15 protein-coding genes and 1 tRNA gene are annotated in these 14,967 nt (G+C 62.7%); 8 read left to right on the plus strand and 8 right to left on the minus strand.

What is annotated here, in order from left to right:
* Positions 1-73: 73 nt before the first annotated feature.
* The gene (map, locus tag HALRU_RS04580) at positions 74-970 is read left to right on the plus strand and encodes a type II methionyl aminopeptidase (protein ID WP_015300230.1); all 897 of its coding nucleotides are present in this window, start codon (positions 74-76) and stop codon (positions 968-970) included.
* Positions 971-1,162: 192 nt separating this feature from the next.
* Here the strand turns inward: map and HALRU_RS04585 are convergent, their stop codons facing one another.
* Positions 1,163-1,363, minus strand: a complete 201-nt coding sequence (locus HALRU_RS04585) for a DUF7835 family putative zinc beta-ribbon protein (protein WP_015300231.1) — start codon at positions 1,361-1,363, stop codon at positions 1,163-1,165.
* Positions 1,364-1,671: 308 nt separating this feature from the next.
* On the opposite strand from HALRU_RS04585, the gene HALRU_RS04590 reads away from it, so the two are divergent.
* Complete coding sequence (locus HALRU_RS04590; protein WP_015300232.1) at positions 1,672-2,211, plus strand: HIT family protein; 540 nt, start codon at positions 1,672-1,674, stop codon at positions 2,209-2,211.
* Between the two features lie 98 nt (positions 2,212-2,309).
* On the opposite strand, the gene HALRU_RS04595 is transcribed toward HALRU_RS04590, so the two are convergent.
* Together HALRU_RS04595 and HALRU_RS04600 are read right to left on the minus strand one after the other, a co-directional pair.
* The gene (locus HALRU_RS04595) at positions 2,310-3,563 is read right to left on the minus strand and encodes a tRNA (N(6)-L-threonylcarbamoyladenosine(37)-C(2))-methylthiotransferase (protein ID WP_148680439.1); all 1,254 of its coding nucleotides are present in this window, start codon (positions 3,561-3,563) and stop codon (positions 2,310-2,312) included.
* Between the two features lie 97 nt (positions 3,564-3,660).
* Positions 3,661-4,680: an AI-2E family transporter gene (locus HALRU_RS04600; RefSeq protein WP_015300234.1), complete on the minus strand. Its 1,020-nt coding sequence runs from the start codon at positions 4,678-4,680 to the stop codon at positions 3,661-3,663.
* A gap of 430 nt (positions 4,681-5,110) precedes the next feature.
* On the opposite strand from HALRU_RS04600, the gene HALRU_RS04605 reads away from it, so the two are divergent.
* The 3 genes from HALRU_RS04605 to HALRU_RS04615 all read left to right on the plus strand — a co-directional run bounded on the left by HALRU_RS04605 (position 5,111) and on the right by HALRU_RS04615 (position 8,203).
* Entirely contained in the window at positions 5,111-5,818 is a 708-nt protein-coding gene (locus HALRU_RS04605) for a DUF547 domain-containing protein (RefSeq protein ID WP_015300235.1), read from the plus strand.
* A gap of 97 nt (positions 5,819-5,915) precedes the next feature.
* Positions 5,916-6,734, plus strand: coding sequence for a hypothetical protein (locus HALRU_RS04610; protein WP_015300236.1), 819 nt, complete (start codon positions 5,916-5,918; stop codon positions 6,732-6,734).
* Positions 6,735-6,853: 119 nt separating this feature from the next.
* Positions 6,854-8,203: a sulfatase family protein gene (locus tag HALRU_RS04615; RefSeq protein ID WP_015300237.1), complete on the plus strand. Its 1,350-nt coding sequence runs from the start codon at positions 6,854-6,856 to the stop codon at positions 8,201-8,203.
* Positions 8,204-8,259: 56 nt separating this feature from the next.
* Here the strand turns inward: HALRU_RS04615 and HALRU_RS04620 are convergent, their stop codons facing one another.
* Complete coding sequence (locus HALRU_RS04620; protein WP_015300238.1) at positions 8,260-9,231, minus strand: succinylglutamate desuccinylase/aspartoacylase family protein; 972 nt, start codon at positions 9,229-9,231, stop codon at positions 8,260-8,262.
* 167 nt (positions 9,232-9,398) lie between these two features.
* On the minus strand, positions 9,399-10,628 hold the full coding sequence (locus HALRU_RS04625) for an RNA-guided endonuclease InsQ/TnpB family protein (protein ID WP_015300239.1): 1,230 nt from the start codon (positions 10,626-10,628) through the stop codon (positions 9,399-9,401).
* Between the two features lie 150 nt (positions 10,629-10,778).
* Between HALRU_RS04625 and HALRU_RS04630 the strand changes: the two genes are divergently transcribed.
* The 3 genes from HALRU_RS04630 to HALRU_RS04640 all read left to right on the plus strand — a co-directional run bounded on the left by HALRU_RS04630 (position 10,779) and on the right by HALRU_RS04640 (position 12,237).
* Positions 10,779-11,243 (plus strand): nucleoside deaminase, encoded by a 465-nt coding sequence (locus HALRU_RS04630; RefSeq protein ID WP_015300240.1) that lies wholly within the window; start codon positions 10,779-10,781, stop codon positions 11,241-11,243.
* Between the two features lie 81 nt (positions 11,244-11,324).
* On the plus strand, positions 11,325-11,873 hold the full coding sequence (locus HALRU_RS04635) for a peptidylprolyl isomerase (RefSeq protein ID WP_015300241.1): 549 nt from the start codon (positions 11,325-11,327) through the stop codon (positions 11,871-11,873).
* A gap of 279 nt (positions 11,874-12,152) precedes the next feature.
* Positions 12,153-12,237: transfer RNA gene (locus tag HALRU_RS04640), tRNA-Leu, on the plus strand.
* A gap of 394 nt (positions 12,238-12,631) precedes the next feature.
* On the opposite strand, the gene HALRU_RS04645 is transcribed toward HALRU_RS04640, so the two are convergent.
* From HALRU_RS04645 to HALRU_RS04655, 3 genes are all read right to left on the minus strand, one after another.
* Positions 12,632-13,555, minus strand: coding sequence for a hypothetical protein (locus HALRU_RS04645; protein WP_015300242.1), 924 nt, complete (start codon positions 13,553-13,555; stop codon positions 12,632-12,634).
* A 149-nt stretch (positions 13,556-13,704) separates the two neighbouring features.
* Complete coding sequence (locus HALRU_RS04650) at positions 13,705-13,941, minus strand: hypothetical protein (RefSeq protein WP_015300243.1); 237 nt, start codon at positions 13,939-13,941, stop codon at positions 13,705-13,707.
* 371 nt (positions 13,942-14,312) lie between these two features.
* Positions 14,313-14,963, minus strand: a complete 651-nt coding sequence (locus HALRU_RS04655) for a helix-turn-helix domain-containing protein (protein WP_015300244.1) — start codon at positions 14,961-14,963, stop codon at positions 14,313-14,315.
* Between the last annotated feature and the right edge of the window lie 4 nt (positions 14,964-14,967).

Consider the following 14,967-nt stretch of genomic DNA (forward strand, 5'->3'; position numbering starts at 1 on the left):
CGGACGGTGTTGCGACGCCAGGTTCGACTGGCGGAGACGCAATCTCTTTTTGTCGACCCACCAAACCCCACCCATGGCTGATTCCGAAGTCGATCTCGAGACCGAGCAGTACGCAAAGCATCGCGAGGCGGGCGAGATCCTGGCGCAGGTGCGCGAGGAGACGGCCGATCGCGTCGAGGTAGACGTCTCGCACCTGGAGGTCGCCGAGTACGCCGAGGACAGGATTCGAGAACTCGGTGGGAAACCCGCGTTCCCGGTCAACATCTCGATCGACGAGGAGGCCGCGCACGCGACGCCGAGCATCGACGACGAGACCACGTTCGGGGAGGAGATGATCAATCTGGACATCGGCGTTCACGTCGACGGCTGGCTGGCCGACACGGCGATCACGGTCGATCTCTCCGGCCACGACGACCTGGCCGAGGCACCGGCTGCGGCGCTCGAGGCCGCGCTCGACATGATCGAACCCGGTGTGGAGACGGGCGAGATCGGCGCCGAGATCGAGTCGGTCATCGACGACTACGGGTTCAACCCGGTCGTCAATCTGACCGGTCACGGCCTCGGACACTGGGAACAACACACCAGTCCGACGATTCCCAACCGGGCAGTCTCGCAGGGGACGACCCTCGAAGTTGGTGACGTCGTCGCGATCGAACCGTTCGCGACCGACGGCGGCGGCAAGGTCACCGAGGGCGCCTCCGAGGAGATCTTCTCGCTCGAACGGGAGGGGACGATCCGGAACCGGCAGGCCAGACAGGCGTTAGACCAGATCACCGAGGAGTTTCGGACGCTGCCGTTCGCGACTCGGTGGCTCGAGACCGGCCGGGCCGAGATGGCACTCCGGCGGCTGAAGCGAAACGACATCGTCCACGGCTATCCCGTCCTCAAAGAGGACGACGGCTGTCTCGTCAGCCAGAAAGAACACACGATCATCGTGACGCCGGACGGCTGTGAAGTGACGACAGCGTAACCGCGCTCGTCGCTCGTTCGGGTGCGTCCCTGCCCGTTTTCCCGATCGTGGCGTTGCTCGCCTGTCCACCCTCGGTCGTGCGGTTGCTCGGTTCCCCCGTTCACCGTAGTTTGGTACGAGGGGGAGGCTACCGACACCCAGCCGATGGGCGGTCGCGATCGTCCAGGCCTCGTTGGGTTTCGTCCGGTCGGGTCAGGCGTTGTTCATACGCTGGCTCCTGCGAGCGCCACAGCGTTGGCACTCCGTGACCCGGTAGGGCTCACGCGAGAACTGCGCGTTCTCCTCCTTTCTGCTCTCGGTACGAATCTGGACCGAGACATCGTGGAGGGTATCGAGGTCGCAGTCCTCGCAGTGCTCGGTAAGCCCGCTGAAATTGTTGTCAGTCGTTGCCATCACGATGATACTCTTCGTACATAGTGTATAAATCCGCGTTTGATTTCGAGGACTGATTCGCAAAACCACGAGACTGCGACGGCATCGATCGAATAACTGCTCAGGAAGTCCAATATCGTTTACCAACTGATCTAAGACCGTAAAATCCGCTTGGTGTGGGCGTAATTACAGTTTCCTCAGTTGGTATTATCGTCGGGTGCCAGTGGCCGACCTTCGCCTGGTACGACGTGGCAGTGGTGGCCCACATAGAGGCGTGCGGCCCGACGGTGGACAGGGGAACTTTAGCCCCGGGTCGCCGAGAGAGCGGTATGGAGCAGGTGTTCGCGCCGTGGCGCATCGAGTGGGTCGATCGCGACCGAAGCGAGGACGACGAGGGGTGTATCTTCTGTCGACTGCCGGAAGAGACGGCCGACCGCGACAACTACGTCGTGGCTCGAAGCCCACGCAGTTTCGTCCTCATGAACAACTATCCGTACAACCCGGGTCACGTGATGGTCATTCCGCGGACGCACACGGGTGAATACGCGGCGCTCGACGAGGAAACGTTGCTCGATCACGCGCGATTGAAACAGCGAACCTTCGAGGCGCTCGACGCGGCACTTGGGGTCGACGGGTACAATGCGGGGTTGAACCTGGGAAACGCAGCTGGCGGTTCCATCGACGATCACGTGCACACGCACGTCGTCCCGCGCTGGGGCGGCGACACCAACTTCATGCCCGTCATCAGTGACACCAAGGTCATCGTCCAGGCGATCGAAGACACCTACGACGCACTTCACGAAGCCTTCGCGAATTTCGACGACGCGACGGTCCCGGGGGAAGGTCGGGCGGTCGAGTTCGAGTGGTAGTCGCCGGTGGCGCCACTCGGTGAACAGCGTCACTCGGTGAAACCGGTGTTTCAGCGGGTCGGCCGAGTCGGCCAGGCAGAAATTGGAAGCGGGCGTCGCTACAGTGGCTCGGCGAACGCATACATCGTCTCGTTTGCCGTCACTTCGAGATCGACGAAGTCGCCGGGTTCGAGGCCGTACTCGCTCGCCGACTGGACGATGAGTTGCCGATAGGCCGAGTCACGACACTTCACCGAGTCGCCGGTTCCCTCCTCGACGACGAGGACGTCCTCGCGTGTCTCGCCCACCATATCGGCGTATGCCTCGCGGACGAGCTCGCGCTTGACCTCGCTCATCTCGGACGAGCGTTCCTTCTTGATGGTCCCGCCGAGGCCCTTCATGTCGGCGGCGTCGGTTCCCGGGCGCTTCGAGAAGCGCGTGACGTTGATCTTCTCCGGACGGGTCTCCCGAAGCAGGGCCATCGACTGGGCGTGGTCGTGGTCGGTCTCGGTGGGGAAGCCGACGATGAAGTCCGTCGAGAGCGTCCAGTACTCGAGCGCGTCGTCGAACGTTTCCACGACCTCGACGTATTCTTCGACCTGGTGCTGTCGGCGCATGTCGCCGAGGACGTCGTCCGAGCCCGACTGCACGGGTGCGTGCAGGAAGTCGTACAGTTCCTCGTTGTCGGCGAAGACGCTGGCGAGTTTTTCCCGGATGCCGTGGACGCCCTTCGGGTTGGCCATCCCGATCCGGACCCGGAAGTCGCCCTCGATCGCACAGATACGTTCGAGGAGGCGGTGGAGCTTGCGCTCGCCGTCGTCCCAGCCGTAGACACCGGTGTCCTGGCCGGTGATGCGCAGTTCCTTCGCGCCAGCGTGGACCAGTGCGCGGGCTTTCTCGACGTTTTCCTCGATCGACGGCGAGTCGATCTTGCCGGTGGCGTGCTTGGTGATGCAGTACGAGCAGTCTGACATACAGCCGCGCGCGATCGGCAGAATGCCGACGACACCGTCCAGGATGGGCTCGGCGTCTGGCGTCGTCGTCGGGCATTCACCGTTCGTGACGGCCTCGGGGACCTCGTCCCAGTGGAGGACGTCGGCATCCACGCCGGCGTTTACGAACTCCTCGCCCTGGGCGAGGGCCATGCAGCCGGTGACGTAGAGGTCGGCCGTCTCGTCGGCCAGTTCCTCGGCTCGGCGGAGCATGTTCCGCTCGGTCTTCTCGACGACCGTGCAGGTGTTGAGGATGGCTACGTCTGCCTCGTCGACCCCGTCGACCCGGTGGTGGCCCGCGTCGCGGAGTCGCCGCTCGATCTGGCGGCTCTCCCCACGATTGGACGTACAGCCGTACGTCTCGATGTGGTACCGGGCCATGTTCGTGGGGTACTGGGGGCCGGCGGGCCAAAAGCCCGACGTTTCCGCTTGCTCGCACAGCGCACCTCGCGGCTGGGTCCGCGAGAGCGGGTCCACCTCACGACGTCTCGAACGGGCTCGCCTGCCGATCCCAGTACTCGTCTAACACCTCGACGGCGGCGAGCAGCGCACCCAGCACGACGGGGCCGTAAAACAGCCCCATGATCCCGAACGCGTAGGCGCCGCCGAGCACGCCGAGGATGATGACCGCCGGATTGATGCGCGCGTAGCGGTCGACGACGACCGGCCTGAGGTAGTCGTCGGAGATACTCACGATGATGGCACTGTAGAGGAAGAGCGCCCCCGCGAGGTAGGTGTCGCCGATGGCGTACAGGTAGACCACGGCCGGCCCCCAGATCATGAAGGCACCGACGAGCGGAACCAGTGCGAGGATCATCATGACGACCGTCCAGAAGGCGGCGTTCGGGACGCCGGTCAGGATGAGCCCGAGGCCGGCGAGGAGTCCCTGGACGAACGCGATGAAGACGTGGCCCACCAGCACGGCCCGCATCACGGCGTCGATCCGTTCGAAGAACCGATCCTGCAGGTCGGGTGGCAGTGGGGTCATCTCTCGAAGCCAGGCGACGAGTCGGTGCCCGTCTTTGAGGAAGTAGTACAGCACGAACAGCGCCGTGCCGAGGCCGATCAGGGTGTGGGTAATCTGGGCAAATATCTGGGTCGTCTGTCCGAGGAGGACGTCGCCGATCCGTTCGGCAATTTCGCCGGCCAGCGCAGCGAGGTCCACCTGGTACCCCGTCCAGTCGGCGATCAGCCGTTCGACCTCCTGTAACTGGTCGGCGCTCGGATCGACGTCGCCCGCGAACGCGACGGCATCCTCCGCGACGAGGGCGGCGATCACTGAAATCGGGACGACGAACACCGCGACGGCGAGGATCGTCAGAGCGAATGCCGCGACACCGGGTGTGGTTCGCCGTTCCAGTGGTCCCTGAAGTGGTCTGAGGACGTACGCGAGCAAAATCGCCAGCAGTACGTACTGGACGAACGGCAGGAGGAGCAACACGGAGAGGAAGGCGAGCACGGCGATGATCGTGACGAGCGTCCCGGTCGCTCTGTCCACTCGTGTAACACCCGGGTGATCGACACCGCCGAACCGCGTAAACCCATGGCACCGACGATCGTCGTCACCGCCCGTACGCAGACCCTGGCCGTCCGCCGACACGAGCGGTGGGCACGGTGCGGTGAATGGGGTAGCTCGCTGAGCCGCCCGCGTGAATTGATCACGATGCCTGTCCGCTCGCGTGAACTGGGCACGATGCGTGCCCGCCCACGTGACCCGGTCACGATGCTCTCTGCCCGTGTGAACTGATCACGATGCGTGCCGCCCGCGTGAATCGATCGGCGAGCCGAACCGTCCGCATGGACTGATCGAGTAGGGTGCCCATACACCTGTCCCGGTCCAGTAGCCGACCCGTTATCTTGGGTCGGTCGCGAGAGTCAGGATTGGTCACAGACCTCTTTCAATAGGGCTGGCATCGAACACCGACCGAATGTCGACCCAGCTCGATCCGCTCTCCGTCTCCGCTGACCTGCTGTACTCGGTGAAGACGGATCGCGAATCGACTTCGCTTCGGTCCCAGCTCGCCGGCCTCGATCCCGACCGGCTAGAGCGGTCGCTCTCGACCCGGCCACGACGGCTCGCGTTCTGGCTCAACGTCTTCAACGCGTTCGTCCAGCTCCTCATCGAAGACCACGGTGCGCGACTGAGCGACTCCCGGTTCGATCGCTGGGCGTTCTTCTCCCGCGATCGATTCGAGATTGCGGGGACCAGTCTGAGTCTCAACGACGTTCGCGACGGGATACTTCGTCACTCCCGGGCGCGATGGGGTTGGGGGTACGTGCCGCGATTGTTTCCCTCGTCCTTCGAACGGCGGTTTCGACTGGCCGCGTGTGATCCGCGCGTTCACTTCGCCCTCTCTGGGGCTGGCGAGCACTCTCCACCGGTGACGATTTATTCACCGCCGGACGTCGACGACGAACTCGACGTCGCCACCGAGTGGTTCCTGGCGGAGACCGTGACGTACGACCGCGAGCGTGACCTCGTCGCTATCCCTCACCTCTTCCGACGGTATCGCGGGGACTTCGGCGGCCTCGACGGCATCCGGGACTTTCTCGCCCGGTACGATGCGCTTCCCAACCCATCGACCGCGATCGAGTACGCCCAGCACGACTGGACGGTCGACGCGCGCCGCTGTTGAGGAGGACGTCCCTGCCACCGATTTCACGACTCCTCCCCCTCGACTGCCGGTGACTCCGATCCGAACGTTTTTCGCGACTGCCCGTATCGAGTCGGTCGTGACTGACTCGATCGACGTCCTCGATCGTGACGGGCGCCGGTGCGTCAACTGCGACACGGCCCTGACGGCCGATCGCGATCCCGACGCGTCCGTCTGGGATCCCGGCGAACGCCACAGTGGGGCCGAAATGGTGACTGTCTGTGCCGACTGTGCGGCGCTTCTCGACGGAGCGACCCCGGCGTGGCGAGATCGCCTGGCCGGCGACCCGGCCGCTGGTGGGATGGGGTTCCTTCGAACCGTGACGAAGACCCAGGGGAGCGTGGTCGCGGATATCGCGGCGCTCGCGACCGAGACGACCGGCGGGCTGGACGACGACGATGGTCGCCGCGAGTACCGCGACGGGCGGCGACGGAGCGCTCTCGGCCTGGCTGTCGTCGATCGACACCTGGCGGCTGCCGGCGTCGACCGGTCCGCGCTCGACCCGCTGGGCACCGATCCGTCGGCAGACGAATACGCCGTCTCCGAGCCCGTGCTGGCCGACACGGACCTCGACCGGGCCACCGTGGAGGCGTTCGAGACGGTCCTGAACACTGCGACGGCCCTCCAGCGCCAGCTTCGAACGGTTCTCGGTCTCGTCGAGACCGCCGTCTCCGTGGAGGGACGCTGCCACGTCTGTCTTGAGTCGATCCTCGGGACCGAGGCCTGTCCATCGTGCGGAACGGCCGTGCGAGACGCCGATCAGTGGCGGGACGACACCGGTGAACTCGACACCGCCGGCCTGTATCGCGCGATCACGTCCCACCTCGAAACGGCGTCGGAGACGACGACGCAACTCACCGACCAGGCTGCGTCGCTCGCCGACCGCCTCGCGGTGTGACGTCTCGCTAGCTAGTGTGCCACCCTGTTCGTCACTGAGCCCGTGGTAGCCCGCACGAACCTGATTCAATTTCGGCGAGGCGAGCCAACCGTTTTGCCGGCAGTCGTGGTTCGCCGCGTATGGCCACGGCGACGCCGAACGTCCTCTTGATCCACTGCCACGATCTCGGTCAGTATCTCGGTTGCTACGGGGCTCCGATCGAGACGCCGAACGTCGACGCGCTTGCGGCGGAGGGCGTTCGATTCGAGAATCACTTCGGGACGGCACCGCAGTGTTCGCCCAGTCGCGGCAGTCTCATGACCGGGTGCTACCCGCACGTCAACGGACTCATGGGGCTCGCTCACGGGGAGTGGGAGCTAAATGACGACGAACGCATTCTGCCGCACTACCTCGCCGAGGCTGGCTACGAAACGCACCTCTTCGGGCTCCAGCACATCACGCAGGACACCGACCGGCTGGGATACGAGTACGTCCACTCCGAAGGGAATCTGTATCCGGGGGTCTCGCCTGCCGTCCACCAGGTCAACCGGGCGACGAACGTGACCGACGTCGTGACGACGTTCCTCGAGAAGCGTGCGTTCGACGCGCCGTTTTTCGCGTCGGTGGGCTTCTTCGAACTGCACCGGGTCGAAGAGTCCAACGGCCGATACGGGTTCCAGCGCGGTCGCTACGATGCCGACGATCCGGACGACGTCGGGCCCCTCTCGTACCTTCCAGATCGCCGCGGGATCAGGCAGGACCTTTCGGAGATGCACGGCATGGTCTACGCGATCGACGACGCCGTCGGCCGCATTCGGACGTGCCTCGCAGAGACTGGCCTCGACGAGGAGACGCTCGTCGTCTTCACGACCGAGCACGGCATCGCGTTCCCCCGCGCGAAAGGGACGTGCTACGACCCCGGGGTCGAAGCCGCGCTGATCATGTCCCACCCCGAACTCGCGAGCGGTGGCCGCGAGTTCGACGCTCTCGTCAGTAACGTCGACGTCACCCCGACGCTGCTCGATCTGCTCGACGTCCCATTGCCGACTGCGGTCAACGGTCGGAGCTTTCGACCGCTACTCAGTGGTGCGGATGACGAACACCGCGACGAACTCTTCCTCGAGATGACCTGGCACGACATGTACAACCCGATTCGTGCCATTCGAACTGACCGATTCAAGTACATCCGCAACTTCTGGTACCTCCCGCGGGTGTACCTGCCGAGAGACGTCTTTGCGAGCGAGTCCGGGCGCGAAGTTCGCGAGGCCTACGCCGTCCCGACTCGTCCGTTCGAAGAACTCTACGACCTTTACGAGGGTCCTACCGAAGTGGACAACGTGGCGAACGAGCCCCGATACGAGGATCGCCGGCGCGACCTCGCCGAGCGACTTCACACCTGGATGGTCGAGACCGACGACCCCCTCCTCGACGGGCCGATACCGCCCGGTGACTTCGATACCATCATGGCGTGGCCGACCGACGCCGGGTAACGGGCTGCCGGTCGCCACACTCCCGCTGGAACGCCGTCACGTTGCTGACCGGCGGCTCACTCGTCTCGAACGATCGCGACGCTCGCCAGTTTGTCGCCAGCCATGACGGTCGCCTCCCGGGTGAGCGCGTACAGGATCCCCGCGCGATCGGTGGCGACGTTCTGGAGTGTCTCGTACGTCGTCGGATCGTAGACCGTCCCGACGGCGGCGCCGGCCGGGATCGAGTCGCCGAGTTCGAGCGTCTCCTTCGGGCGGAACAGCCCCGACGCCGACGCGGTGACCTGCCCGAGATGGTTTCTGGCGACGGTCTGGTCTCGTGCTGGGACGGAACCATCGAGCATCCCGAGGTGTCGGCAGACGTCGAGCAGGCCGTCGACACCCGCCTCGACGACGTCGTCGACGATCTCGCGATTGTGGGCGAGTTCGGGAGTGATAGCCGGGATCCCCTCGCGGTCGGCGACCACGCGGAGCTTGCCGGCGAAGCCGCGACGATGCCACTCGTCGGTGGCGTCCTCACCGGCTTCCTCGCCCAGCAAGAGGTCGGTGCCAAACGCGTTGGCGAGTGCGCGCGACCGATCACTTCCGTCGAGATAGACGACGTGCGGGTACATGTCGGGACTGCCGGTGTGGAGGTCGACGACGGCGTCCGCGCGCTCGACGTACTCCCAGAGCGTGGCCGCCATGCGCTGGTGGAGCGATCCCTCGTCGTCACCCGGCCAGACCCGGTTCATGTTCGGGTTGACGCTGTCGATGATCTCGGGCGTGGTGTAGGAGACGCGATCGAACGTGAGCGGATTCGCGACGGGGACGGCCACGATTCGCCCGGCGAGGCCGTTTCGCGGGAGCCGATCGTGAAACCGGCGGAGGACGGCCGTTCCGTTGACCTCTCGTCCGTGCTGGGCGGCCTGAACGTATAGCGTGGGGCCGTCAGTTGCCCCATCGTAGGTGTGAATCGTCGTCGCAACCTCGACGCCGGAGGGGAGCGTCGCCAGCGAGATGCGCGCTGCAGTGTGGGTGCCTGCGGCCATGCCAGGGTCTTCCACGGACGGCGGTATGTACGTATGGGGAACTGGTCACGTCGAAGAGAGGTATCGGTCCGGGAGTCCGTCTGGCGGAACTGAGCGAGCGTGAACGCCTTCCGTATCAACTTCCCCGGCCTGAAGGCCGGCGTTTGTCGGTGAACTCCCGGTTTGGCCTATGGAGAGGCAGGCGTAAATTCGCCGTTCCCGTTCAGCGTTCCCGACTTCAGGGCGAGTTGATTGGTCGCCCCTCCGGACGGAGACTTCTGCTCCGACCGGAGTAGTTTCGTTGCAACGTTTTTCGCGGCGTTGTAGTCTGCGTGAACCTCGTAGCCACACTTCTGACAGCAGAACTCGGCTTGTGACGTTCGGTTCTCGCGGAGTGTCGTCCCGCACTTTGAACAGCGTTGAGACGTGTATGCCGGATCGACCTGTTTAGTTCGGATGCCGAACTCGGCGGCTTTGTACTCGACATACTCGTACAGTTGACGGAACGCCCAACTGTGAAACTTCTTCGCACCGAGCATTCGGTCCCGAATATCGGTCAGGTCCTCGAAGGCGATGTGAGAACAGTCGTGCGTGATCGCCTCTTGAACCAACGCTTTCGAGATTCGGTGCAGTACGTCGTTGTTCCACCGCCGCTCTCGGTTCCCGATCTGGTCGATGGTTCTGTGTGCCGACTCCGTGCCGGTCTGTTGCAACGATCCACGGATCCGTTCGTACTCGTCTCGGCGGTGATTGAACAGCCCACCGGAGTAGAACGTTCCCGTGCTTGTGACGGCGATATTCTCCACGCCTAAATCTACGCCGAGAACCGTTCCGTTCTCGGCCTCTCCCAACTCCGTTTCCGGTTCGTCGCGTTCTACCGTGACGTGAAGGTAGTAGTCGCCACCGTCGCGGTCGTAGTGCAGTGTCGCGCCTTTCGCTTCCCACCCGTCCCCGCTAAGATACTGCCGTTGCGGGCAGTCTTCGTCCGGTGGGTAAACGAATTCGGCACGAACCCGGCCACCGTAGGCTGCGAGCGTGCAGTAACCCGACTCGTCGCCATCCGTGAAGTACGACACCGCGTTGGTGTTGTACGTCATCGTCGGAGCGGTGAACGTCGGTTTGCCTGCCCGCTTGCCGGCCTTCATACGTTCGACCGCACTCCGAAGGCTGTCTGCCGCGAGATTGACTGCACCGATGCATAGATCCGAGTGTAGACCGGTGTCTTCGCGGATTTGTTTGTAGACGAGTGACTGAAGGTGCGACCTTGCTGTGATAACGTAGCCGTCCTCGTTGCGTTCCCAGCCCCGGTCTACGAACTGCTGGGCGACCTCCCGAAACGTTAGCATCGTTCGCTTGAGATCGTCTCGCCGGTCGTCCGGGATGGTGAGTTTGACGCGGGCGGTACGCTTCAATGCCACATACCACAAGTGGTTGTGTAGTGTTATAATCGTCGGGGGGTTGGCCAGGTGTTGAACGGCGGTTATGGAACAGAGCGTACGCGATTCCCGCCCACCGTGAACGGCGGTATTCCCTCGCTGTTAAAAGGTGGCGACCGATAGTCGACTACTGTGACGGCTGTTTCCCTGGACAACTTCGACCACGACTCCCACATGCGTCGGACGTTCGCGCTCGCCAACGAGGCCGCCGAGCGAGGTGACGAGCCCTTCGGGAGCGTCCTCGTTCGAGACGACGAGATCGTCCGTGAGGCGTCGAACCGGATCGTCACCGAGGACGACATCCGCCGGCACCCGGAACTACACCTCGCCCACCTGGCAGTCCGCGAGATGACTCCCGGGGAACGCGCGGAGACGGTGATGTACACCAGCACGGAACCGTGTCCGATGTGCGCCGGCGGGATGGCCACGGCCGGGTTCGCTCGGGTCGTCTACAGCGTCGGTGCCGAGGATCTCGCCGCCCTCACCGGTGGGACACCCTCCGTCCGTGCGGCAGACGTCCTGGGTGACCGAACCGACGTCGTCGGTCCCGTCCTGCTCGAGGAAGGACTCGCCGTCCACGAGTCGTACGGCTGGTGACCACGTTCGACGCCGCGGGTGGGCGACTCGCGGGTTCGTCGAATCACCACCGTTTTCACCGCCCGTCCCGTCGGCGCGGACATGGGAAACCCAACGGCAACCCTGCACACGAGTGAGGGCGACATCGAGATCGAACTGTACGAAGAGCGGGCTCCGCGAACCGTGGAGAACTTCCTGAACCTGGCCGAGCACGATCCGGCGGCCGACGACGAACCCGCTCCCGACACGACGACCTGGACCGACCCCGAGTCCGGCGAGACACGCGGTGACTCGCTGTACGCCGGCGTCCCCTTCCACCGCGTCATCGAGGGCTTCATGATCCAGGGCGGTGACCCGACGGGAACTGGCCGCGGCGGCCCCGGCTACGAGTTCGACGACGAGTTCCACGACGAACTCCGCCACGACGGCCCCGGCAAACTCTCGATGGCCAACTCCGGCCCCAACACGAACGGCTCGCAGTTCTTCATCACCCTCGACGCCCAGCCCCACCTCGACGACCGACACGCGGTCTTCGGCGAGGTCACCGACGGCATGGACGTCGTTAGCGACATCGGCTCGACCGACGTCGACGCCAACGACAAACCGACCGACCCGATCACGATCGACTCCGTCACCCTCGACGACGAGTAAGTCCCACTCCCTGCATTCCGCTTCGGAGTGAATAGAAATATTAATGGTTCTTGATCCCAACCGTCGAAGTACCTGACGAGAGTCAGGGATGGGGGGTCGGTGAAGCTGATGGGGGTCCGCTTCGCCGACGTTTTTCTCTTTCGGACAGGTACCTTGCCTTCCAGTCGCTTCGCTCCTACCACTGGCAAACTCTCACCAAAAACCGCACCAGCAATGCGCCGCCCAACCGAACACCGAAACACCCATCCACACCCCCAAGCAATGGGCAGATGCATTCCCGCGAGGGTAGCCAAGCAAGGCCAACGGCGGTGGGCTTAAGACCCGCTCCCGTAGGGGTCCTTGGGTTCAAATCCCAACCCTCGCATTTGTGCTGCGAGCAATTCGCGAGCAGCGGCAATCGAGAAGGGATTTGAACCACGCGAGTCGCAGCGACCGAGCGAAGCGAGGGCGACCGTCTCGCCATCGGGTTCAAATCCCAACCCTCGCATGCGAGAGACGAACGTCAGTGAGTCTCTCGGTTTTGCGAACGGCGAGCGGAGCGATCCGTGAGCGTCTCGAACGAACGTGAGAGACGTGTCTGCGTAACGCGGGATTTGAGGACGTCAGTCGTAGCCCGCGCAGGGAACGTGGTGGGTAAGCAGGACGGTTTGGGCGTAGCTTGAACCTCATCAGTCACCGGCGTGATCCGACATCACATTCGAGTTGGAGGGTGTGATGAATTTGAAGAAGTTAGGAAAATTAGAACAATCTTCTATATGTTACATGCTGCAGCGATCGAATGCTGTGTTTCCTTCTTGGGCGTAATATTCGGCGTCGTTCCAGTTCCTACGATTCGCCGCGGCGGCGGACTTTGCCCAGTAATCTGTACCTTCTCGTAGTGCATCCACATAACAACGCGTCTCCACAACATCAGATTCAAATGACGCTGGCAGATCTGGGTCGTTTTCCAATTCGGAGAGTCGTCCCTCACTTTGTGCAAACGTATCTCTCGCTTCTTCAAACTTCTCTTGGGAACTATGCCAATTTTCGGCTTCATAATCCTCGAACCCACCCATGAGAACTGGCATTCCCTCGGCGAAGAGATCAAAACTGTTTATCAATTCTCCTACAACATTCAACGTTTCTTCTTCAAATTGCAGCTCATCGCCAAGATCTTCTACCTCCAATCGGCCCTCTTCGTCCAATAGTTCCTGATCTATGTCATTATACGCTGATTGGGTTTCAGTCAGCGCTTTTTCGGTTTCGTCAAATCCCGACACGCACTCCTTAATTTTCTTGTTTGCATCTTCCCACCTTTCGGCCGAAGATAGTGAACCGAAACTGTCCATGCAATGCTTCTGATCAACTAATAATGCGTTATAACTCGCTGCTTTGCGCTGGTATTTTGCAATGGCCTCTGCATTGTCTATTTTTGCCGACAGTTCATCATCCGCACCGCTTTTCGCCTCATCTAAATGCTGCTCGGCAGAATTGACACGGCGGTGAATCTCTTCCTTGTTAAATGAATCCGGCAACTCTTCCTGCGAACCGTATTCGTTGAAAACTTCACTATTTTGCTTGAGTAAGTCAACCGCACTATTGTACTCCTCGGCAGAATTATTGGCTTGCTCCCCGTCAGTGAGACATCCAGCTGCTGACGCAGTTACTCCAGCTACAATCGTGGCGCACCCACCACGAAGCATTGTCCGTCTAGTGTACATCAATTACAAATAGAAATGATATGTTGCTAAATAGTTGTTGCGAAAGGTTCGGACACCCATTCACAAATGAATACTATGTGGTAGCCCACGGCATGTTTTATAAACCATGTGAATTTGGCATCTTATATTTCCTAACCCCGACGAGCGTGTGCTTTCAATCGCTCCGAGAACTCGGAGAGGTTCATCGCGGCGGCACAGTCCGGACAACAGAACCGCTCCGCGGTCTGGTAGTCGTGTGAGAGCGCGGCCGGCGGCTCGGAGACGAGCCGAAAGAGCCGCGCCGGTGCCACGTCCCGATCACACCGATAGCACTCCTGATCGTGAGCCGTATCGCCGGTCCCGTCACGCTCTCGCTCGACGGATTTCATCCGAGCACCTCGCAGTTCTGTCGGTCGAACTGCTCGAAGCGACTCGGCCCCCAATCCCGGAAAACGAAGCTTCGAGACGGGTAGCGATACGACTCTCTAGGCAACGGCCGTGCGAGACCTTTTTGTCTCGATGGTGTGTTGCGGAACATGGCTGACAAAATCCCGTGAAGGATTTGGAAGCCACGTCTCGGGTGCTCTAACACCCGGGGCACTTTCGTACCCGTGCGGACGCGGCTTCCGTGCGAATGGTCGACGTAATGGATAATATAGCTACTGGTTAGCGGATAGGATCAAGCGAACAGTGACCCAAATAGAATGGCTGGTCGTGCTCTCGAACCTGGTCACTCCAGCTTGCAGAACTGGTGCATTCGCTACCGATGCGCCGATCGCTCGACGTACGCGTCGATCACTTTCTGCTCGGCACGTCGGAGGTGTTCGGCCGCCGTTCGGCGGGTGACGTCCAGCTCCGTCCCGATGGCCTCGGCGGTCACCTCGCGCGGTCGCTCGTAGTAGCCGCGTTCGTGGGCGGTCGTGAGCGCTTCCCGTTGCCGTGGTGACAGCGTCGGCGCCGTGTCGAACGGGGACCGCCCCCGGTTTTCACCCGCGTCCGGCTGGTCGAACGAGCGCTTGGATTCGACGGTGACCGAACTCTCGTCGACGAGATCGCGGTACAGCGCTGTGAGGTCGTCCGGGTCGAGTGCGAGCACCTGGACGAGCTTGGTACCGCGTTCGTACCGTAGCGGCGGGACGAGGAGACACCCGTGTCGCCGGAGGGAGCGATCCACAGTGCCGCCCTCCTCGCCGAGGCAGTCCGCGGTGACGGCCAGGGTTCGATCGCCGCGGTCGATTCGGTCACCGACGCCGACACGTTCGTCGACAGCCGCGAGGACGGCGGTCGGGTCGCCGCGGATCGAGAGCAGGTCCGCGTGGTCGTTACACCAGAGTGCGACGGTGGTGTCGGTCCCGGCCGTCGGCTCGCCGTACGGACCGGCGGGTTCGAGGCGGAACGTCGCTTCGTGCATGCAG

The organism is Halovivax ruber XH-70, assembly GCF_000328525.1.
GTDB classification, from domain to species: domain Archaea; phylum Halobacteriota; class Halobacteria; order Halobacteriales; family Natrialbaceae; genus Halovivax; species Halovivax ruber.

Coding starts and splice junctions, on each gene's coding strand:
- HALRU_RS04620 (WP_015300238.1), bottom strand. CDS start 9,231: ATGGCCGCAGGCACCCACACTGCAGCGCGCATCTCGCTGGCGACGCTC.
- HALRU_RS04615 (WP_015300237.1), top strand. CDS start 6,854: ATGGCCACGGCGACGCCGAACGTCCTCTTGATCCACTGCCACGATCTC.
- HALRU_RS04605 (WP_015300235.1), top strand. CDS start 5,111: ATGTCGACCCAGCTCGATCCGCTCTCCGTCTCCGCTGACCTGCTGTAC.
- HALRU_RS04590 (WP_015300232.1), top strand. CDS start 1,672: ATGGAGCAGGTGTTCGCGCCGTGGCGCATCGAGTGGGTCGATCGCGAC.
- HALRU_RS04655 (WP_015300244.1), bottom strand. CDS start 14,963: ATGCACGAAGCGACGTTCCGCCTCGAACCCGCCGGTCCGTACGGCGAG.
- HALRU_RS04650 (WP_015300243.1), bottom strand. CDS start 13,941: ATGAAATCCGTCGAGCGAGAGCGTGACGGGACCGGCGATACGGCTCAC.
- HALRU_RS04645 (WP_015300242.1), bottom strand. CDS start 13,555: ATGCTTCGTGGTGGGTGCGCCACGATTGTAGCTGGAGTAACTGCGTCA.
- HALRU_RS04635 (WP_015300241.1), top strand. CDS start 11,325: ATGGGAAACCCAACGGCAACCCTGCACACGAGTGAGGGCGACATCGAG.
- HALRU_RS04585 (WP_015300231.1), bottom strand. CDS start 1,363: ATGGCAACGACTGACAACAATTTCAGCGGGCTTACCGAGCACTGCGAG.
- map (WP_015300230.1), top strand. CDS start 74: ATGGCTGATTCCGAAGTCGATCTCGAGACCGAGCAGTACGCAAAGCAT.
- HALRU_RS04595 (WP_148680439.1), bottom strand. CDS start 3,563: ATGGCCCGGTACCACATCGAGACGTACGGCTGTACGTCCAATCGTGGG.